General features: G+C 43.9%; 17 protein-coding genes and 1 pseudogene. 17 read left to right on the top strand and 1 reads right to left on the bottom strand.

The genetic code is table 11. The features are described from left to right. The first annotated feature begins 56 nt into the window (after positions 1–56). From argC to ACPEGP_RS05155, 14 genes and pseudogenes are all read left to right on the top strand, one after another. Positions 57–1,124, top strand: coding sequence for an N-acetyl-gamma-glutamyl-phosphate reductase (argC, locus tag ACPEGP_RS05220; protein ID WP_423814153.1), 1,068 nt, complete (start codon positions 57–59; stop codon positions 1,122–1,124). A 103-nt stretch (positions 1,125–1,227) separates the two neighbouring features. Next, positions 1,228–2,112, top strand: a complete 885-nt coding sequence (locus tag ACPEGP_RS05215) for a hypothetical protein (RefSeq protein ID WP_423814152.1) — start codon at positions 1,228–1,230, stop codon at positions 2,110–2,112. A gap of 158 nt (positions 2,113–2,270) precedes the next feature. Beyond that, a complete protein-coding gene (locus tag ACPEGP_RS05210; protein WP_423814151.1) occupies positions 2,271–2,678 on the top strand; it encodes an ATP-dependent Clp protease adaptor ClpS in 408 nt (135 codons plus the stop codon). 669 nt (positions 2,679–3,347) lie between these two features. Continuing rightward, positions 3,348–3,473, top strand: a pseudogene (locus ACPEGP_RS05205) (Clp protease N-terminal domain-containing protein); the annotation flags it as partial. Positions 3,474–3,551: 78 nt separating this feature from the next. Continuing rightward, positions 3,552–5,921, top strand: coding sequence for an AAA family ATPase (locus ACPEGP_RS05200; RefSeq protein ID WP_423814248.1), 2,370 nt, complete (start codon positions 3,552–3,554; stop codon positions 5,919–5,921). Between the two features lie 135 nt (positions 5,922–6,056). Further along, positions 6,057–6,794, top strand: a complete 738-nt coding sequence (locus tag ACPEGP_RS05195; protein ID WP_423814150.1) for a uracil-DNA glycosylase — start codon at positions 6,057–6,059, stop codon at positions 6,792–6,794. After that, on the top strand, positions 6,795–7,346 hold the full coding sequence (gene tadA, locus ACPEGP_RS05190) for a tRNA adenosine(34) deaminase TadA (protein WP_423814149.1): 552 nt from the start codon (positions 6,795–6,797) through the stop codon (positions 7,344–7,346). Between the two features lie 179 nt (positions 7,347–7,525). Further along, positions 7,526–8,281, top strand: coding sequence for a (d)CMP kinase (gene cmk / locus ACPEGP_RS05185; protein ID WP_144296512.1), 756 nt, complete (start codon positions 7,526–7,528; stop codon positions 8,279–8,281). 235 nt (positions 8,282–8,516) lie between these two features. Beyond that, the gene (gene rpsA, locus ACPEGP_RS05180) at positions 8,517–10,205 is read left to right on the top strand and encodes a 30S ribosomal protein S1 (protein WP_068404509.1); all 1,689 of its coding nucleotides are present in this window, start codon (positions 8,517–8,519) and stop codon (positions 10,203–10,205) included. A gap of 253 nt (positions 10,206–10,458) precedes the next feature. Further along, positions 10,459–10,764: an integration host factor subunit beta gene (locus ACPEGP_RS05175; protein ID WP_068404507.1), complete on the top strand. Its 306-nt coding sequence runs from the start codon at positions 10,459–10,461 to the stop codon at positions 10,762–10,764. Between the two features lie 73 nt (positions 10,765–10,837). Further along, a complete protein-coding gene (locus ACPEGP_RS05170; protein ID WP_286796549.1) occupies positions 10,838–11,248 on the top strand; it encodes a lipopolysaccharide assembly protein LapA domain-containing protein in 411 nt (136 codons plus the stop codon). Between the two features lie 86 nt (positions 11,249–11,334). Further along, the gene (gene pyrF / locus ACPEGP_RS05165) at positions 11,335–12,033 is read left to right on the top strand and encodes an orotidine-5'-phosphate decarboxylase (protein ID WP_423814148.1); all 699 of its coding nucleotides are present in this window, start codon (positions 11,335–11,337) and stop codon (positions 12,031–12,033) included. A 164-nt stretch (positions 12,034–12,197) separates the two neighbouring features. Continuing rightward, a complete protein-coding gene (locus ACPEGP_RS05160) occupies positions 12,198–12,995 on the top strand; it encodes a metallophosphoesterase (RefSeq protein ID WP_423814147.1) in 798 nt (265 codons plus the stop codon). 106 nt (positions 12,996–13,101) lie between these two features. Then, complete coding sequence (locus tag ACPEGP_RS05155) at positions 13,102–13,944, top strand: histidine phosphatase family protein (RefSeq protein WP_423814146.1); 843 nt, start codon at positions 13,102–13,104, stop codon at positions 13,942–13,944. 159 nt (positions 13,945–14,103) lie between these two features. On the opposite strand, the gene rpsT is transcribed toward ACPEGP_RS05155, so the two are convergent. After that, the gene (rpsT, locus tag ACPEGP_RS05150; RefSeq protein WP_010200097.1) at positions 14,104–14,370 is read right to left on the bottom strand and encodes a 30S ribosomal protein S20; all 267 of its coding nucleotides are present in this window, start codon (positions 14,368–14,370) and stop codon (positions 14,104–14,106) included. A gap of 524 nt (positions 14,371–14,894) precedes the next feature. On the opposite strand from rpsT, the gene ACPEGP_RS05145 reads away from it, so the two are divergent. The 3 genes from ACPEGP_RS05145 (at position 14,895) to mfd (ending at position 20,172) form a co-directional block, all read left to right on the top strand. Further along, positions 14,895–15,596 (top strand): NAD-dependent epimerase/dehydratase family protein, encoded by a 702-nt coding sequence (locus ACPEGP_RS05145; RefSeq protein ID WP_144296508.1) that lies wholly within the window; start codon positions 14,895–14,897, stop codon positions 15,594–15,596. 75 nt (positions 15,597–15,671) lie between these two features. Next, positions 15,672–16,214, top strand: a complete 543-nt coding sequence (gene rraA, locus ACPEGP_RS05140; protein WP_082894266.1) for a ribonuclease E activity regulator RraA — start codon at positions 15,672–15,674, stop codon at positions 16,212–16,214. Positions 16,215–16,452: 238 nt separating this feature from the next. Next, complete coding sequence (mfd, locus tag ACPEGP_RS05135; protein ID WP_423814145.1) at positions 16,453–20,172, top strand: transcription-repair coupling factor; 3,720 nt, start codon at positions 16,453–16,455, stop codon at positions 20,170–20,172. The last annotated feature ends 51 nt before the right edge of the window (positions 20,173–20,223 follow it).

The raw sequence follows: 20,223 nt of genomic DNA, 5'->3' as shown, positions 1-20,223 counted from the left end.
TAAAAGCGCTAGTAATAGCGCTTATATTTACGCATTAAAAGAAAAAGGAATATCTTATGATTTCAGCAGCGATTGTCGGCGGCACAGGCTATACAGGTATTGAGCTGATTCGCTTATTGTCTGCCCATTCTGAAGTGTCTATTGATTTGCTAACCTCGCGTAGCGAAGCTGGCACCCGCGCTGATGAGATATTTCCAAGTTTACGCGGTATCTCAGATATCGTCTTTAGTGACTTGGGCGATGAAACACTTGCTACCTTACAAAAATGCGACGTGGTGTTTTTTGCCACCCCGCATGGCGTGGCAATGAAGCAAGCTGAGGCGTTAACGGCAGCGGGCGTCAAGGTCATTGATTTGGCGGCGGATTTTCGCTTGCAGTCATTAACAGATTTTGAGCATTGGTATCAGCAAGCGCATGCCTGTCCTGAATTGTTAAAGACAGCCGTTTATGGCTTACCTGAAATCAATCGAGAAAAATTGGCCAATGCGTTAGTTGTCGGTAACCCTGGCTGCTATCCAACTACCGCTATTTTGGGCTTAAAACCTATTATCGATGTGCAAAATCAGCAAGCCGAAAGGCTGGTTGAGTCGCGTATCGTTATCGATGCAAAATCTGGCGTTTCCGGTGCTGGTCGGCAAGCGAAGCTTGCGCTTAACTATGCGGAAACCACCGATAATTTTAAAGCGTATAGCGTCGAGGGTCATCGGCATTTACCAGAGATTGAGCAGGGCGTTGCTCAATTGTTAGAGAGCCAGTTTGACCATCGTATCCGTTTTTTACCGCATCTGGTGCCAATGATACGCGGCATGCTGAGTTCTATTCATTTAGAGCTTACCGAAGCAGGCACTGCTATCGATTGGCAGCAAGTATTTGAGACAAGCTATGCGGCAGAGCCGTTTGTCGATGTGATGCCAAAGGGGCTTTATCCTGATACGCGCAGCGTGCGAGCCAGTAATCGTTTGCGTATTGGTATTCACCAAGACAATGCGCGTGCTGAGCTGACGGTGATTGTTGTGCAAGACAATTTGGTGAAAGGTGCTGCTGGGCAGGCCGTGCAAAATATGAATGTGATGTTTGGTTTCGATGAATCGATGGGCTTAGACTTTGCCCCTATCGTTCCTTAACAGATGTCTAGCCATTAACAAATCCCACATATTTATGGTGCTAGGTATTGATTATAAATTCCGCTATAATAACCTGCCTTTATTGTTAAGAGATATCGTCTAAATGCGTTTGAAGAGTGCACCACGCCTTTGCCAACAGCCTGCACGAGTATTGTGCCAAGACTCTGTTTCCTATGATGTGGGGCACGATGCGCATCTCTCTTATTCTCATTATCAACAGAGTCATGCGCTGATAAATAGCCCGCTTATTAGTAATAAGCAACGAGGCGCTTCTACCTTAGTATTGGCATTATTCGTGGTGACGGTATTGGTGACCGCTGGAGTTGGACTCGCATTTGGCCATAAACTTGGCTATCAGCGCGGCTATTATTCTATGCAGGCAGAAACTCAGCAAGCGGTAATTACCAGTAAAGAAGCCACGCAAGAACTAAAAGATTTACGCCTTAGTAGCAAAATTGCGACCAATGAAGCAGCTACTGCTAAGCAAGAGTTAGAAATAAGTTTGGCAAATTTAAAAGAGCTACGTGAAAACCAACAGGAATTGACGGTTGAAAATAAACAACTAGCCCAGCTTAATGAGGTATATGCCGAGCTTGTTAGCGAAAATGGCGGTATGCCTTTACAAATATTTGGGGCGAAAATCAAACCTTTGCCTGAAAACGCTTTTGAGTACGGCTTTGATGTGGCTATGCTGGCCAGCGACGGCAAAGCTAAGCGCTTAAAACCTACTTTAACCTTACTGAATGATAATGACTTTGTAGAAGTGCCGCTTGAGCCGGCAAGTTATACCATCGATGGGATAACGCGTATTCGTGGCCGCTTTATGATGCCAACAGGCTTTAAACCTTTGCAGGTTAAACTAAGCTTAAATGCTGGCGGACAAGAATTGGAGCAATTATACGACTGGAAGCTTGGTGATAAGGTTGATAGCATGCCGTTGTCACTTTTAGATTTGCCAGAAGTTGATGAAAGCCCTATCGAGCCTTAAGTTTTTGATATTTTATTGAACTTTATTTTATTAAATTTTAGATTTTTAATGTATTAATACTTTCGTGTCTTATGCTAAGTGATAGCTAGACAGGTCTGCTACTCTTTTTTAATCCTCTTTATGCTGATACAGCATCGCTATTAATTTGTACGCTAATTATGATAAAACAACCGATATTACATTCAACGCCAACCGTTGCTGATTGGCATTTCCCAAATACGCCGCTGCGTCTGGCGCAAGATAGTGATACCGAGGGCGAAACTTCACCGCAAGCCGATGTATTGGTCGCTGAGCCAGAAGTGGCAAAACCGCCGATGTATGCAGTGGTCATGTATAACGATAACTACACGCCGATGGAGTTTGTTGTCTATGTGCTGCAATCAGAGTTTCGTCATAGTATGGATACAGCGGTTGAAATTATGCTGACCATTCATAATAGTAGCAAGGGTATTGCCGGTATTTATCCAAAAGACATTGCTGAAACCAAAGCCAAAAAAGTCAACAGCTTGGCGCACCGCGAAGGTTATCCTTTATTGACTCAAATCGAGCCCCATCAGGGCGAATAATTTTTTAGCCTATTGTGTCTTAAGTTTTCTCTAGGTGCTGTTGATTCTAATCACTTCTCTATTTCTTACCTTTTTATTTATTACAAGAACAGGCTAGAGCAAACCTGCTGTATTCGCCAATGGTTTGCTCTAATCTATTTGTCTACTTGATTCCTGCCTTTTTAAATTTATTGTCATTCCTTTAATTCTCTTTTATTAATCTTCCTAGCTTTGTATTTCCTGCTTGATTTTTCTTTCATATCACCCATATATTAAAGTATACCCTTGTACACTTAATAGGATTAAACCCCACATTTTTCCATGTCGTTTTAGCACCTTTTATCTCTGTTATATTCAACCGTGAATTTTAAAAATAGCCGCTCGAAGTACTTTATCGCCTATTTTTCGCTTTAATACTGCACAATAAATACTGCGCAATTAAGGTCTAGTGGACACTTCGATACATTTTAGTCAGCGTTAAAAGATTGACTATGGTTAAGTATCATGTTGAGATAAAGGTAAGACGCAAATAGTACTCAAGCCATGGAAGACATCATTCAATAATATGCAGTAATGTCTGTTAATAATCCCAACATTGCCCTTGAACAATCCATCTATCGCCCTGATTTAGTTACTAACTCATTCATAAAGCTATCAATAATAAGATAGGTACAACCGTAGGAAGTCCTTATGTTAAGTCGTCATCTTGAAGTTTCTTTGCGTTTAGCAATGACACTTGCGCGCCAAAAATCGCATGAGTATCTCACTGTTGAACATCTGCTATTGGCGTTATTGGAAAATACCAATGCTGCCAATACGTTGACTGCTTGCAATGCCAATGTCTCAACGTTGCGTAGTGAGCTAGAAGCTTATGTTAATAAGCATACGCCAACCGTGGACGCAGATTCTGAACAATCACCACAGCCAACCCAAAGCTTTGACCGCATTTTACAGCGTGCTATTTTCCACGTGCAGTCTATTGGTGGCGGGCGTTTAGTGGAAGGTTCTGATATTTTGGTATCGATGTTTTCAGAGCATGACACCTATGCCGTTTATTTGCTTAAAAAACAAGGCATCAGCCGCCTTGAGCTGACCCAGTATTTATCACATGGTCAAGACAAAGACGAGCCATCTGAGCCACGTGCGTCGATGACAGGTGAGCGCCGTAGTGCGTCAGAAAAAACCAGTAAAGATCCTTTGGTTGAATTTGCAACCAACTTAAACCAACGCGCCGCTGAAGGCAAAACCGACCCACTCATTGGTCGTGGCCCTGAGATTGAGCGTGCTGCACAAGTGCTATGTCGCCGTCGTAAAAATAACCCGCTACTGGTCGGTGAGCCGGGCGTGGGTAAGACTTCAATTGCTGAAGGTTTGGCGTGGTTGATTATCAATGATAAAGCGCCAAAACCGCTTAATGGCTGCGTAATTTATGGCCTAGATATCGGCTCATTAATCGCTGGCACTAAGTACCGCGGTGATTTTGAAAAACGGATGAAATCACTACTTGATGCGTTAAAGAAAAAGCCCAATGCGATTTTGTTTATCGATGAGATTCATATGATTATTGGCGCAGGCTCGTCAATGAGTAGCAATATGGACGTCTCAAACTTAATCAAACCAGCGCTTGCCAATGGTGAGCTGCGCTGTATTGGTTCGACAACCTTTACTGAGTATCGTCAGGTGTTTGAAAAAGATCATGCATTGTCACGCCGTTTCCAAAAGATTGATGTGAAAGAGCCAAGTGTCGATGACAGTATCGATATTTTACGTGGGTTGAAACCGCGTTATGAAGAGTTCCATAACGTCGAATATACCGACGAAGCCTTGGTCACTGCTGTGCAATTATCGGCGAAACACATTCATGAGCGCTTTTTACCCGATAAAGCCATCGATGTTATCGATGAAGCGGGTGCTTATAAGCGTTTGGGCATCGTCGCGGATTTGGACGATATTGACGCTGAAGAAAGCTTTATTGCCAATTTAGAACAAGACTTTGATGCACAAATCGATGCCGATGAAGAAGGTCTTGGGGGTGATGCTGACGATGACAGCCTTGATGAAACAAGCACTGCTAACGAAATGCAAGAAGAAGCAAATATGGCAAAAGCCAATGATAAAGCCAATGGGTCTAAGAAATCTAAAGGCAAACGCGCACCGATAAAAATCGATGTTGCTGATATCGAAGCCATCATTGCTAAGCTTGCGCGTATTCCGCCCAAATCCGTGTCCAGTGATGATAAGAGCATTCTTGAGCATTTAGATCGTGATCTTAAACACTTAGTATTTGGTCAAGATGAAGCGATTGAAACCTTGGCTGATGCCATTAAACTGTCGCGTGCCGGTCTAAAAGCGCCGGATAAACCAATTGGCTCGTTTATGTTTGCTGGTCCAACCGGGGTTGGTAAAACAGAAGTATCACGTCAATTAGCAAACTTATTGGGTGTTGAGTTGGTTCGCTTTGATATGTCAGAGTACATGGAAGCGCATACGGCTTCACGTCTGATTGGTGCGCCTCCTGGTTATGTTGGTTATGACCAAGGCGGTTTGCTGACTGAAAAAATCAATCAGCATCCGCATTGCGTGTTATTACTTGATGAAATCGAAAAAGCACACCCTGATGTCTTTAACTTGTTATTACAAGTGATGGATCATGGTACGTTGACTGACAACAACGGCCGCGTGGCTATCTTTAAGCAAGTGATCGTCATTATGACGACCAACGTCGGCGCTGAAAGTATCAGCCGCTCTTCGATGGGCTTTACCCAACAAGACCACAGCCGTGACAATACCGAAGCGCTCAAACGTGTCTTTACGCCTGAGTTCCGTAACCGTTTGGATGCGATTATTCAGTTCAACGCGTTAGATACGTCGGTTGTGGTTTCTGTGGTCGATAAGTTCTTGGTTGAGCTACAAGTACAGCTCGATGACAAGCAAGTCACGCTCGAGATTGACGATGAAGTCCGTGATTACTTGGCGGAAAAAGGCTATGATCGCCTCATGGGTGCGCGTCCTATGCAGCGCCTTATTCAAGACGAGATTAAAAAACCACTCGCAAGTATGATTTTGTTTGGCGACTTGGTAAACGGCGGGATTGTACATTTAAGCTTAGAGCCCAAAGAAGCCAATGAGCAAGACGGTGATACTGTTAAGCTTGATAAAAATGGCGGTAAATCTTCGGATAAAGGGTCAGCCGACAGTCGTATTATCTTAACGGTCGTTGAAACCCATGAGCCCCATCCAGATTCTGAGTCACTAGCTAGCTAAGTTTTTACTATTGATATAATAACAACGGTTACGGTGTTATAAAAACGGTTACAATGGTAGCCGTTTTTTTATTGCTATAATTTATTGAATGACCGTATTTCTTATACTCCTATAAAAAATAAAAAAGGACCTATCATGGAATTGTTCGATGAAAAATCTACGAAGAGCGATGCCCAAAAGCAAGCCATTTTGGACAATGTGCGCTTACCGGACGACTGGAAACAAGCCTTAGCAGAAGAATTGATCTCTGATAATATGGATAATTTGCGCGCTTTTTTAAAAGAAGCCTATCAATCAGATGATAGTATTTATCCGCCAGCGCCGTTGATGTTTAATGCGTTAAATCTAACGCCGTTATCACAGGTGAAGGTGGTGATACTGGGTCAAGACCCTTATCATGGACCGGGGCAAGCGATGGGTTTGTCATTTTCAGTACCAAAAGCGATGCCGAAACCGCCGTCTTTAAATAATGTGCTAAAAGAGATGGCGAGTGACATCGGAATCGCTCCTTCAAAACATGGCGATCTGACTTATTGGGCGCAGCAAGGCGTTTTATTGTTAAACAGCTCGCTTACGGTACAAGAAGGCACGCCAAACAGCCATCAAAATAAAGGTTGGGAGCAGTTTACCGACGCCGTGATTGACGTGGTCAATGAACAAACAGAGCATACGGTATTTATATTGTGGGGTAGTAAAGCGCAGAAAAAGGGCAAATATATCAATACCGATAAACATCTGATTCTGACCGCTGTACATCCATCGCCGTTGGCTGCCAACCGCGGCGGGTTTTTTGGTTCTAAGCCGTTTTCTAAGACCAATGATTATCTAATACAACATGGCCAAAAACCGATTGACTGGCAATTGCCACAGTAAATGAAAAATATACAAAATATAAGCTTGCAGCCATTTCAGGCAATGAACTACCAACTTGCTACAGATGAACTTTGGGCAGTCGAAGATATCAACTGGATGCAACAAGCGCTTAATCTTGCTAAGCAAGGCGCTGCACGTGAAGAAGTGCCCGTAGGAGCAATACTGGTACACAATCAGCAGATTATAGGTCAAGGTTTTAATGAGCCTATTAGACGCCATGACGCAACCGCGCATGCAGAGATTATCGCGTTAAGGGATGCCTGCAGGCGTTTAAACAATTATCGCTTGCCGCTTCAGACAACGTTATATGTGACTTTAGAGCCGTGCACTATGTGTATTGGCGCGCTGATTCATGCTCGCGTCGATAGACTTATCTATGCAGCAAGCGAGCCGAGGGCTGGTATGGTTGGTAGTCAAATGAACTTGGCTGCCGAGTCTTTTTATAATCATCGTATTCAAGTGCATAAAGGCTTGTGCCGTGAGCATAGCAGTCAAATGCTAAAGGCTTTTTTTCGTGAACGTCGGCAAGCGTCCAAACGAAAAAAAAGATAAAAAAACCTTTCAAATGATTAACAAGATATTGTTCTCACTGCTAGTGATAGGGAGTTATGTTTGCTATACTATCGCCCTATTTGCTTACGAATCTGTCTATTACCGTGCAAGCGTTTGATAGCGCAGGGAAATTCTTTGTTTACCACGATGTCAGCTTTGCCGACGATTAAGTGAGTGTTATGTCCGCTTTTATACCTGATACTAATGACAATAGTGAGACGCCGTCATTGCGCTATCCGGTTATCTGTATTGATGGTCCAAGTGGGGCAGGTAAAGGCACGATTACGTGGCGTTTAGCGCAAACCTTGGGCTATCAGCTGCTTGATTCAGGGGCGTTATATCGCATTGTTGGTCTAAAAGCGTTTGAAGCAGGTCTGATTACAGCAGATGCCAGCCAAGCGATTGATGAGACTGCGTTATTAGAGTTGACCCAAAGCTTACAGATCGTTTTTGAGCCTAATAGCGATTCAGGGCGCGTGGATATCATTGTCAATGGCGCTAAGATTGGTGAGCAAGTACGCAATGAAACCGTTGGCGGTTATGCTTCACAAGTTGCAGTTTATCCAAAGGTGCGTCAAGCATTGCTTAAATTGCAGCAAGACATGGCAACCCAATCAGGATTGGTCGCTGATGGTCGCGACATGGGTACGGTAGTTTTCCCCGATGCCGATGTAAAGGTCTATCTGACCGCAAGCGCTACCGCTCGCGCAGAGCGCCGCGTGGCACAGCTATTAAAAGCTGGGCAGGCGGCTGATTTCGATGCGATTCTGGCAACGATTAAAGCGCGAGATGAGCGTGATGAAAACCGAGCAACGGCACCGTCAAAACCGGCTGAAGATGCACTGGTTTTAGATAGCTCAAACCTAGACGCTGACGCGGTTTATGAGTTGGTAAAAAAACATTGTCAAGATAAGGGTGTTTGTTTTAATCGTTAATAAAAACAACATTTTAAGTACTAAATGGTTTCCTATGGCTTCCGTTTTAGTATAAAATTGTATAAATATAAGTAAGACAGTCGTTGCTAGTGAGTTCGCCGCAAAATCGCTTATTAGCAACAACTGTTTTTTTATATGACTGCATAAGATATAAAACCAGTATTCTCGTTTTATACAGTCATACATTTGATCCGTACTGTGCTGGACAGGATACGGCTATACAAAGGTAGACATAATGGAATCATTTGCTGAACTATTTGAAGCGAGCATCGAAGAAACAGGTCTTGATATCGAGCGTGGCTCGGTTATCACCGGTACTGTTGTAGCCATCGATAGCGATTGGATCACAGTAGATACTGGTCTTAAATCTGAAGGTATCGTCGCTCGTGAAGAGTTTTTAAGCGAAGAAGGCGAACTTGAAGTTGAAGTTGGCGACACAGTTGACGTCGTGGTTGAAGCGGTTGATAACGGTATGGGTCAAACCTTACTGTCACGCGAAAAAGCCAAACGCGTTGAGACTTGGAATTTCCTTGAGAAAATCTCTGATAACGATGAGATCGTTAAAGGTATTATTTCTAGCAAAGTAAAAGGCGGCTTTACCGTTGATATCGGTTCAGTTCGCGCGTTCCTACCAGGTTCATTGGTAGACGTCCGTCCGATTCGTGATACCACGCATCTAGAAGGCAAAGAGCTAGAATTTAAAGTTATCAAACTTGATCAAAAACGTAACAACGTCGTGGTAAGTCGCCGCGCTGTTATGGAAGCTGAAAACTCAGCTGAGCGTGAAGAGCTATTGAACAAGCTTGAAGAAGGTATCGAGATCGAAGGTATCGTTAAAAACCTAACTGATTACGGTGCATTCGTTGATCTTGGTGGTATTGATGGTCTACTACACATCACTGACATGGCGTGGCGCCGTATCAAGCACCCATCTGAGGTGGTTGAAGTTGGTCAAGATCTAAAAGTTAAAGTATTGAAGTTTGACCGTGAGCGCAATCGCGTAAGCTTGGGTCTAAAACAACTTGGTACGGATCCTTGGGATAACGTTGGCGGCACTTACCCAGTAGGTAGTGTGGTTAAAGCACGCGTCACTAACCTAACTGATTATGGTTGTTTCGCTGAAATCTCAGAAGGTATCGAAGGTCTAGTACACGTATCAGAGATGGATCATACCAACAAAAACATCCACCCATCAAAAGTTGTTCAAGTGGGCGATGAAGTTGAAGTAATGATCCTTGATATCGACGAAGAGCGTCGCCGTATCAGCTTAGGTATTAAACAAACTCTTGCTAACCCATGGGATGAGTTTGATAAGAAACACGAGCGCGGTGATAAAATCACTGGTACGATCAAATCTATCACTGATTTCGGTATCTTTATCGGTCTAGACGGTGGTATCGATGGTCTTGTTCATCTGTCTGATATCTCTTGGAACGAAACTGGCGAAGAAGCTATCCGTAACTACAACAAAGGCGACACCGTTGAAGCAATGGTATTGTCTGTAGATTCAGAAGCCAACCGTATCAGCTTAGGCATCAAACAATTAAGCTCTGATCCATTTAACGAATACCTGGTCAACAATGACCGCGGTGCTATCGTTAATGGTAAAGTAAAAGAAGTAGACGCGAAAGGTGCGACTATCGAACTTGCTGACGAAGTAGAAGCTTACTTACGTGCTTCTGAGATTCAACGTGATCGCGTTGAAGATGCAACCAAGCATCTATCTGTTGGTGATGATGTTGAAGCGAAAATCATCAGTGTTGATCGCAAAACTCGTAACATCAACTTGTCAATCAAAGCCAAAGACGAAGCTGAAGAGCGTCAAGCGATTAAAGAATTGGGAAGCACTGGTACGACTGCTGCTGCCGGTTCTGATGCACAGCCAAAAACCATTGGTGACTTAATCAAAGAACAAATGCAGTAAGCGGTAGTTTGTTGATATAGTTATACTATAAAAAGAAAGCGACTCCGGTCGCTTTTTTTTGTGATTAAATTTGAGTATGGGGCAAGTTAGTAAGGTTTTATGGTAAAAAAGGAAACTCTTATTCCTATTTATGCCAATATCCGCTATCATTTGCAACATTGAGTAACGAGATGTGAATGTTAAATTAAACAGACTTAAACGGGTCATTTACTTCATATCATCTTATCCATTAATCAATAAGGTCCATGTGATAATGCAGCAAGCAATTAACAAGTCCGAATTTATTAGTAATCTGAGTGCGAATTGTGACAACATGACAGATACTGTCGTCGATGATGCAGTACGCGAAATATTAAATTTGATGACCGATACCTTAGCCAATGATGGTCGAGTAGAGGTGCGGGGCTTTGGTAGTTTTTGTCTTCATCATCGCCGTGCCCGTATGGGACGCAATCCTAAAACAGGCGAAAGCGTACCCGTACCTGCAAAAGCCATTCCACACTTTAAGCCGGGCAAAGCGCTACGTGAAGCTGTCAATGCCAAGGTAGCAAACGGTTAGGTAAGCAGAGCCGTCAGAATGTCGCGTTCTTTGTTAAACGGTTCATACGATTCAACATAAAAGGATATCTCTGATGCGTATTTTACTGCTGGTATTACTGTTTCTAAGCTTCGCTTATTCGCTCGGTTTGGTATTGGCCAATAATACCGAAGTTGGGGTGAACCTACTTTTTTCCCAAGCACCAACGATGAATTTGGGCTTATTACTGATTCTGTGCTTAATACTCGGCATTGTGATTGGCATGTTACTCGCGCTGCTTATCTTCCGTGTGCTACAAAATAAGTGGGAAATCTCACGGCTACAAAAGCTAAATACCAATTTGCAAGAGCAGGTGACGCAGGCCAATATCGTCATTGACCGTCAGGCAAACGCACCATCGGTACAAGAAGCGGTTTATGGTGCGACAGCGACCAATGTACAAGACGGCAGCATTAGCGATGTAGACGATGGTGCTACTTTAACCAAGCAAAAGCGTGAGCATTGAGTGCTAGGCCAGCATTCTTATATTGAGACGTTTATATAATCATTTAATAATAATCATTTAATAAACTGATATAACGTGGCACAACTATGAATAACATCATCGATTCTCCAGTCGTCGTTGCACTGGATAATATGACTAAAAATGCCTCTTTAGCGCTAGCTGACCAATTAGACCCAGCGTTATGTCGCTTAAAAGTAGGCAAAGAGCTGTTTACCCGCTGTGGTCCTGACATTGTTAAAGCGCTACATCAGCGTGATTTTGACGTGTTTTTGGACTTAAAATTTCACGACATTCCTAATACCACCGCCCAAGCGGTACTCGCAGCAGCCGAGCTTGGTGTATGGATGGTCAATGTGCATGCAAGCGCGGGCCTTGAGGCCATGTCGTTAGCCAAGCAGCGCTTGTCAGACGGTAATTTTGAAACCCTGCTAATAGCTGTTACTGTGCTGACTTCTATGGATAATCAGGCACTGACGCAAACCGGTATCACTGATGGTCTAGATGCCCAAGTGAGCCGTTTGGCACAACTGACTAAGCAAGCGGGTCTTGATGGGGTAGTATGCTCAGCACAAGAGGCCAAAACGCTTAAAGCGTTATGTGGGCAAGATTTTAAGCTTGTCACTCCGGGCATTCGCTTGCCAGACGACAATGCTGATGATCAAAAACGTATCTGTACACCGAAGCAAGCATTAGCAGATGGTTCTGATTATTTGGTGATTGGTCGCTCAATCACCCAAGCAGTAGATCCTTTGGCCAAATTACAATTGATATTGAATAGTATCTAGCGCTATAGATCGACCGTATAATAAAAAAAGACAGCCTAATCCGCTGTCTTTTTTACTTTTTGCTCGTTAACGAAAAGCTGCTACACTGGTTAAATTCACGCTAATCGTAAGCTGAGGAAAAAGCTGACTTTTACAAATAGTCTGATTGGATAATAGTAAAACCTATGAAATTACAGATTTTAAGTGACTTACATATTGATAGTTATGCGCGGCAGTCATATCCACTAGGGCGCATCCCTAAAACGGACGCAGACGTGGTATTGGTAGCGGGAGATACTGCCAATAGCGATGATGGTATGCCATGGCTACAAGAGCAGGCAGCGCATTTGCAAGTACCTTTGATTACCATCGCGGGCAATCATGAATACTTCGGCGAAGATGTACTGCATTTTGATAAAAAGCTAGCCACTTGGGATAATTATGATAGTGAATTAGAGCAGGGCGTACGCTTTTTACAGTGCCAGTATATGGATATTGGTGAGGTAAGGATTCTAGGCTGTACGTTATGGACGGACTATCAATATCAAGCCGATGCCGATACGATGGCAGCAGCTAGGCGTTTTATGCGCGATTATAAGCAAATTTATGCGGGTGGCGAGCTGTTCTCTCCTGAAGTATCGGTACAAATCCATACTGCGCATCGTCAGTGGCTACAACAAGCGCTGATAACGGCGCAAGCATTGGGCAAAAAAACGGTGGTCATGAGTCATCATAGTATTAGCCCATTATCGGTGTCTGAAAAATTTGCCAACCTACCGAGTAATGCCGCCTTTGTCAGTGATTTATCGAGCTGGATGCATGAGGACTGGGCACCTGTGCTATGGGTACATGGCCATACTCATGAAGCCTTTGATTATCAAATTAATAAAACGCGGGTGATAGTCAATCCGCGTGCTTATCCTAATGAGGTAAGCAGTACCGAATTGGCGTTTGTTTGGAACAAAGTGGTGGATATTGGCTAAATCCTGTTAACCAAGCGCTTATATCGATATATAGCTGAATAAACTATAGTGCAACTGAGCTTATATTTTGTTCATTCTCATCAATAAATCTGCTACGCTTACTACCATGAGTAAATTGCCTAATAATATCCCATCGGAACGATCGACACCGCCTGAAAAGCCTACGAACCTCAGGCCAAGCGTACCTGCACCTTCTCACTTACCTGACAGTATGATGTCTTCGGTAGGTTTGTTGCCGGTAGATAAAAGACTGATTTTATTTACCAGACATTCTTTACGTGAGCGCTCTGATGGTAATGGGTTTGCCAGTTACCAACTACCATTAACGCCAAAAGGTCGCGTGTTGGCAAAGTCTTGGGGGCGCTGGCTAGCAGAACATCTGCCGTATTCGCTCGATGTTGATAGTATCTCAAGCCCAATTGGTCGCTGTATTGATACCGCGCAGCTGATGCAAGAGGGGGCGGGACTACGACGTGATATTGCCCATCAATCGCTACTGGTTGAACCGGGCAGTCTGGTAACTGAACCTGAGATTGCCAACCCGATTTTTAAGGAAATTGGCGTGCTAAACTTTATCAATCGCTTCTTGCAAGGCAATCTTGAAGGCACGAAAAACGCTTATCAAGGCGGACTTGATCTTTTATCACTTTTTTATCAAAACCAGCCGCAACATGGGCATTTAATGCTCGCCGTCAGTCATGATACTCTGCTATCAGCGTTTTTGGCAGTGATGCTTGATATGGTTGAGATTGATTGGAATGATTGGCCAAAGATGATGGAAGGGGTGTTTTTGTGGTTTGATGATAAGCCTTTTGAACAGGCCAATGCCTATTTCGTTTGGCGCGGGCAAGTATATATTCGTCCAATCAGCGATTTATTACAGGGCTACCGTGCCGCTGGTTTTCATCCAAGCAAATTGCTATTGCCACCAGAAGTAAAATGGACATAGATCTTATTCTTTAAGCATTTAATTAAGCCGCTAATGTTTTCAAATGCCAGCTTTTAACTATTAAATAGGCATAAAAAAACCCTGCCCCAGTATGAAAACCAGTAGCAAGGTTTTGGTCATCACACCCTCAAGTGCGATGCGGTCTAAACGCAACCAAACTTAAGCTTGTAAGCCTTTGATGGTTTTGTTTAGGCGGCTCTTACGACGAGCAGCTTTATTCTTATGAATAATACCTTTGTCAGCCATACGATCAAGAACCGGTACCGCTTTTTTGTAAGCTTCGGTAGCCGCGTCATAATCTTTAGCAGCGATAGCCGCATCAACACGTTTTAGATAAGTACGAACCATAGAGCGTTGTGACGCAGAGTTCTGACGACGTTTGGTGTTTTGACGGGCGCGTTTACGAGCTTGTGCAGTATTAGCCACGCGTATCTCCTTGATAAAGACAGATAAAAATATGAATGTTGATTGCAATAATAATGGGTTTAACAATCATCGGTGACGAGCAGCCTCTCGCCAAACATGATGTCGATGTCTATTATGAGGGCACTTATCTGTTATTAAAGTACCTAATAGTAATAGAGCATCGCTCGCGCCAGAACTGTTTGGAATAATTAAACAGCGTTGACGTGTAAAGCCGGTTATCTTAGCAAATTATTGCGCTTAGAACAATATATTTGATGATTAATGCTAAAAGAAGTTATGCTAGCCGATCTTAAAGGTTTAATTAAAGGGTTTATCGCGCTAACAAATGAATTATCTAACAAAAGTTCGACTTAAAAGTCTGAATTATTCCCATAAACCTAGACGTTGATAAAATCTCTTACAATAAATTGTGTAGAATAGCGCTAGCGAGTTGTTAATTTAGGTATGATACCAAAGCAAATAATTTCTACAAGACATCATTTTTAGCATTATAATCACCCCAACATGATATAAATGGATAGGCTATGCAGCGAAAAGCAATTGTAATTGGCGCAACAGGACTGGTCGGACAGCATCTTGTTAAGCAGCTTAGTGAGCTTTATGACACGTTGATTGTAATTGCACGGCGGCCGCCTCGCTACATCAATGCCAGCATGCGCTTTTTTCAGGTTAGTGATTTTGATAACTTGGCTGAAATATTTGCCAGTGTCGGCGTAGATAGTAAGACCGATGCCTTTAGCTGCCTTGGTACCACCAAAAAACAAGCAGGTAGTGACGAAGCGTTTCGAAAAGTTGACCACGACTATAATGTCAATTTTGCCACATTGTGCCGTGTGAAAGGCGTGGAAAACTTCTTTTTATTGTCCTCAATGAATGCCGATATCGACAGCCGTTTTTTATACAATCGGGTCAAAGCGGAAACAGAGCAGTCTATTATGGCGCTAGGTTTTACCCAGTTGGTGATTTTTCGGCCATCGTTATTACTTGGCAAGCATAAAGGCCGTCCGCTTGAAAGCTTTGGTCAAAAAGCATTTAAACTGATCTCGCCAATCGTCCCCGAGTCATTATCCTTGCATCCTATTTCTGCCAAGCGCGTTGCCAGTGCGATGGCGATGAGTGCGCATGAGGTATATCAGCGTAATAAATATCGTAGTGAGCCTACCATTACAGACACGGAAATTATCGAAAATAAACAGCTACTAGCAATGACCAAAGTCAAAAAATAGCCTAAGCATAAATTGATAAAAACTCAGATTTCATGATAGATAATTCAACTATTTAACTTAACAAGGAGCGTCACGATGTCAGATACAGCAGAAACAACCACGATGAATAAAGACAACTTTGTCACTTGTGATTTATTAGATGCCAATCCTGAGTCGCAAGTATGCCTGCCCAATATCGAAGGCAAATCATTTTATAGCTTTGGCGGTAAAGACAGATTTTGCGGTGAAATCGTGACAGTAAAATGCTTTGAAGATAATAGCCGCGTAAAATCTTTATTGAACAGCGATGGCAAAGATAAAGACGGCAATGGCAAAGTCTTGGTCGTTGACGGTGGCGGTTCAATGCGCTGCGCGTTGCTCGGCGATATGATTGCGCAATCAGCGATTGATAATGGCTGGGCAGGGGTGGTGGTATATGGCTGCGTGCGTGATGTAGATGATATGGCGCAAATGGATATCGGCGTCATGGCGCTTGGCTGCATCCCGCGCAAATCAAATCGCCGCGATGAAGGTCAAACCGATATTGAAATCCGCTTTGGTGATTTAACGTTAAACTCAGGTATGTTTGTTTACGCCGATAATAACGGCATTATCGCGAGCGAAAAACCATTAATTTAAAAACAGCTTATACTTTAACAGTAGCTTTATGGTTATAACTCTAAAACCTCAGCTTAATCGTTGAGGTTTTTTTATTTAAGTAGCTTGTCGTTATAGATGAATATGCGTTTTTTCAATTGTTTAGTTTTTGGTTTTTTCATAACAAGGCTAAGTGACAAACCGTTACGGCATAAATTTTGGTAATTGCGCAAATATTCGTATAATAGCTTTCTGACTCTTAACGTTGACCCTATCCTTTATGTCTATCACTGCTTTGACCGACGCCTTTGACCCTATTAACCAGCAGTTATTTCCTATCCAGAATGCCGAGCGGCGTTGGCTGGCGCCTGTGCATGGAGCAGTCAGTAGCTTGTGGCTCGCAAGTCTGGTACAAACGCCGCTATGGGATGTGGCTGACCGTCTAAAGGTTGTGGTGACGCGTGACCAAAATCAGCTTAACCAGATAGAGACGGAGTTGGCATTTTGCGGCGTCGATGCTTATGTGTTCCCTGATTGGGAAACGCTGACCTATGATGAGCTGTCTCCGCATCAAGATATCGTCAGCGAACGTATTAATCTGTTAACGGATATGCCAACGTCAGGCGTACTGTTAATTTCGGTACAGGCATTGATGCACCGTGTTGCACCGCCAAGCTGGCTGATAGGGCAGCATTTTGATTTGAGTGTCGGTGATCGATTCGATATCAATACTCAGCGTGAACTATTGGCAAAGGCGGGTTACCGCGCGGTTGAGAACGTCTTTGAGCCGGGCGAATTTGCCGTACGTGGTAGTATCATTGATATCTTTGCCATGGGTCAGCCATTTCCGCTACGCCTAGATTTATTCGACGATGAAATTGAGACCATTCGCTTTTTTAATCCGCAGACCCAGCGCACATTGACCGTTGATGACCTCAAAACCATGATAAGCGGCAACGATAGCAGCATGGGCAAAGAATCGCTATCGCTGCTGCATAAACTGCCAGATATCTCAAAGCCCATTAAGCAATTTCAAATATTACCCGCTAAAGAGTTTCCGCTCGATGAAGGGCGGGAGACGTTCCGCACCAACTTTGCTGCTATGTTCCCCAATGCTAGTAGCCGCAAATCTGAGCTGCATAAAGATGTCATGGCAGGTATTGCCAGTAGCGGACTTGAGTATTATCAACCACTGTTTTTTGATTTAAAGGATTGGCAGGCAGAAAGTAGTTTGTTTTCCTACTTGCCAAGCGATTCACTGTTTATCACGGATGAGCTGATTAACGAAAAACAGGCAGATTATTGGTCACAAATTCAGCGTCGTTATGAAGAGCGCCGTCACGATATTGACAAGCCCATCGTTGCGCCTGAATTGTTGTATCTACTATCAAATAGTCTAAACGAGCACCTTAATCATTATCCGCGGGTGATACTGAGTGCGCGCAATGAGCTTGCGACCATGACTGATGTTGCTGCGATTGATAGCATTGATAACGATGACGCAACCTTAGCATCTGAGCAACTATCGCTGACGCCAAAAAAACAGGGGCTAGTGACGTTAAGCGCGCAAGAACCGCCACAACTACCAGTCAATCATCAAAAAGCCGAACCCCTTAGCGAACTGTTAGCGTTTTTAGAGTTGCAAGCGCAAACAGCAACACCTGTATTAATTGTGGCAGAAACGGCGGGTCGGCGTGAAATTCTGATTGAACTGTTTAAAGGCAAAATAGATGTCAAAGCTTACGATAGCTTTGAGGCATTTTTAGCAGCGGACAAATCGAAGAATAATAGTAATAAGTTACCGCAAGTCGGATTGACCATTGCGCCTATTGAACGCGGCGTTTACGTCCCTGAGCGCTTGGTGGTGATTAGTGAGACGCAATTATTTGGCCGGCAAGTGCTGCAAACGCGTCGTCGCCGGCAAAGTGGGGTATCAGAAGAGTTCTTGGTTAAAAGCGTCACCGAAATCACCGAAGGCAGTCCAGTGGTGCATATCGAGCATGGTATTGGGCGTTACAATGGCCTGATTACGCTCGATGTTGGTGACGGCGAGCAAGAGTTTATTCACTTAAAGTACGCTGATGACGCCAGTATCTATGTACCGGTTGCCAATTTACAAATGATTAACCGTTATAGTGGCGGAGACCCTGCACTTGCGCCATTACATAAAATTGGTAGCGGTAAATGGGATAAAGCCAAGCAAAAGGCGCTTGAGCAAATCCATGACGTGGCGGCCGAGCTGCTTAATATGCAAGCACGGCGCGAAGCGAAAGTCGGTATTCATTTTAAAATCGACCCATCGCAATATGAGCTATTTGCCAGTCAATTTGCCTTTGAAGAAACGCCTGATCAAGCCAATGCCATCCATGCAGTTATGGAAGACATGCGGCAGAACCAGCCGATGGATCGACTTATTTGCGGTGATGTCGGTTTTGGTAAAACAGAAGTCGCTATGCGTGCGGCATTCATTGCGGTCAGCGCAGGCTATCAAGTGGCGGTGTTGGTGCCGACAACCTTGCTCGCCGGTCAGCATGAAGACAATTTCCGTGACCGTTTCGCTGATTGGCCGGTACGTATCGAAACCTTGTCACGCTTTGGTGGTAAAAAGCATCAAGATACCGTGTTAACAGACCTCGCAGCGGGCAAGGTCGATATTGTTATCGGTACGCATAAACTTCTGCAACCTGATGTAAAGTTCTCTAATCTGGGTTTGATGATTGTCGATGAAGAACATCGTTTTGGTGTACGCCATAAAGAACGTATCAAGGCGATTCAGACCGACGTCGATAGTATGTCGATGACCGCGACGCCAATCCCTAGAACGCTTAATATGGCGCTCTCAGGGATGCGTGATATGTCGATTATTGCTACCCCGCCTGCACGTCGTCTGGCGATTAAAACCTTTGTTATGCAAAAGACCGATGCCTTATTAAAAGAAGCCATCTTGCGTGAGCTACTACGTGGCGGACAGGTTTATCTATTGCATAATGATGTCGCCAGTATTGAGCGTATGGCAGAGACCGTCCGTGAACTGGTGCCTGAAGCACGAGTAGGGGTTGCGCATGGGCAAATGCAAGAGCGCCAACTTGAGCAAGTGATGCAGCAGTTTTATCATAAAAAGTTCAACGTGCTGATATGCTCGACCATTATCGAAACCGGTATTGATGTGCCCAATGCCAATACCATTATCATTGAGCGCGCCGATAAATTTGGTTTGGCGCAATTGCATCAGCTGCGTGGTCGCGTTGGTCGTAGTCATCATCAAGCCTATTGCTACTTGCTAGTGCCTTCTATCAAAGGGCTTAAAGGCGATGCTAAGCGCCGTCTGCACGCGATTGAGCGCGCCAATACCTTGGGCGCAGGTTTTATGCTGGCAAGCGAAGATTTAGAGATTCGCGGCGCCGGTGAAATCCTTGGTAAGCAGCAAAGCGGTAACATGCAAGCGATTGGCTTTAGCTTATATATGGATATGCTTGAGCGCGCAACCAAGGCGATTAAAGCCGGTAAAGAGCCGGATTTAAGTACGCCGCTGTCATTGACCAGTGAAATCAATTTGCACAGCTCGGCGCTAATACCAGAAGAATATTTGCACGATGTGCATCAGCGCTTATTGTTTTACAAACGTATTAGTAATGCTGATGATAAAGAAGCCTTGACCGATATTCGTACCGAAATGATTGACCGTTTTGGGACATTACCCGACCAGACTAAGCAATTATTTGCCGTTCATGGACTGCGTATACAAGCTGAACCGCTCAAGATTAATAAGATTGATGCCAATAGCAGCAGCCTAACACTAGAATTTGCGCCTGATACGCCGGTCGACGCCTTAGCGATTATTCAGCTGATTCAAAAAGACGGTCAGCGCTATCGTATGAACGGTGCATCTGGTATACGCTATCAAGATAGCAATAAGCTGGCAACACCGCAGCAGCGTGTCAGCGTCATTCAAGACCTATTGCGCTATTTTAGCGAGCATACAGTGACAGAGTCTGCCTAGCTTTATTTGTTTATATCGCTAAACCAAGCACGTTTACGAAATCGTTTAAGT

Source organism: Psychrobacter sp. 219-2-C, from assembly GCF_049560815.1.
GTDB classification, from domain to species: Bacteria; Pseudomonadota; Gammaproteobacteria; order Pseudomonadales; family Moraxellaceae; genus Psychrobacter; species Psychrobacter faecalis.
This window is presented reverse-complemented; position numbering and strand designations above follow the sequence as displayed.

Coding starts and splice junctions, on each gene's coding strand:
- argC (WP_423814153.1), top strand. CDS start 57: ATGATTTCAGCAGCGATTGTCGGCGGCACAGGCTATACAGGTATTGAG.
- ACPEGP_RS05215 (WP_423814152.1), top strand. CDS start 1,228: ATGCGTTTGAAGAGTGCACCACGCCTTTGCCAACAGCCTGCACGAGTA.
- ACPEGP_RS05210 (WP_423814151.1), top strand. CDS start 2,271: ATGATAAAACAACCGATATTACATTCAACGCCAACCGTTGCTGATTGG.
- ACPEGP_RS05195 (WP_423814150.1), top strand. CDS start 6,057: ATGGAATTGTTCGATGAAAAATCTACGAAGAGCGATGCCCAAAAGCAA.
- tadA (WP_423814149.1), top strand. CDS start 6,795: ATGAAAAATATACAAAATATAAGCTTGCAGCCATTTCAGGCAATGAAC.
- cmk (WP_144296512.1), top strand. CDS start 7,526: ATGTCCGCTTTTATACCTGATACTAATGACAATAGTGAGACGCCGTCA.
- rpsA (WP_068404509.1), top strand. CDS start 8,517: ATGGAATCATTTGCTGAACTATTTGAAGCGAGCATCGAAGAAACAGGT.
- ACPEGP_RS05175 (WP_068404507.1), top strand. CDS start 10,459: ATGCAGCAAGCAATTAACAAGTCCGAATTTATTAGTAATCTGAGTGCG.
- ACPEGP_RS05170 (WP_286796549.1), top strand. CDS start 10,838: ATGCGTATTTTACTGCTGGTATTACTGTTTCTAAGCTTCGCTTATTCG.
- pyrF (WP_423814148.1), top strand. CDS start 11,335: ATGAATAACATCATCGATTCTCCAGTCGTCGTTGCACTGGATAATATG.
- ACPEGP_RS05160 (WP_423814147.1), top strand. CDS start 12,198: ATGAAATTACAGATTTTAAGTGACTTACATATTGATAGTTATGCGCGG.
- ACPEGP_RS05155 (WP_423814146.1), top strand. CDS start 13,102: ATGAGTAAATTGCCTAATAATATCCCATCGGAACGATCGACACCGCCT.
- ACPEGP_RS05145 (WP_144296508.1), top strand. CDS start 14,895: ATGCAGCGAAAAGCAATTGTAATTGGCGCAACAGGACTGGTCGGACAG.
- rraA (WP_082894266.1), top strand. CDS start 15,672: ATGTCAGATACAGCAGAAACAACCACGATGAATAAAGACAACTTTGTC.
- mfd (WP_423814145.1), top strand. CDS start 16,453: ATGTCTATCACTGCTTTGACCGACGCCTTTGACCCTATTAACCAGCAG.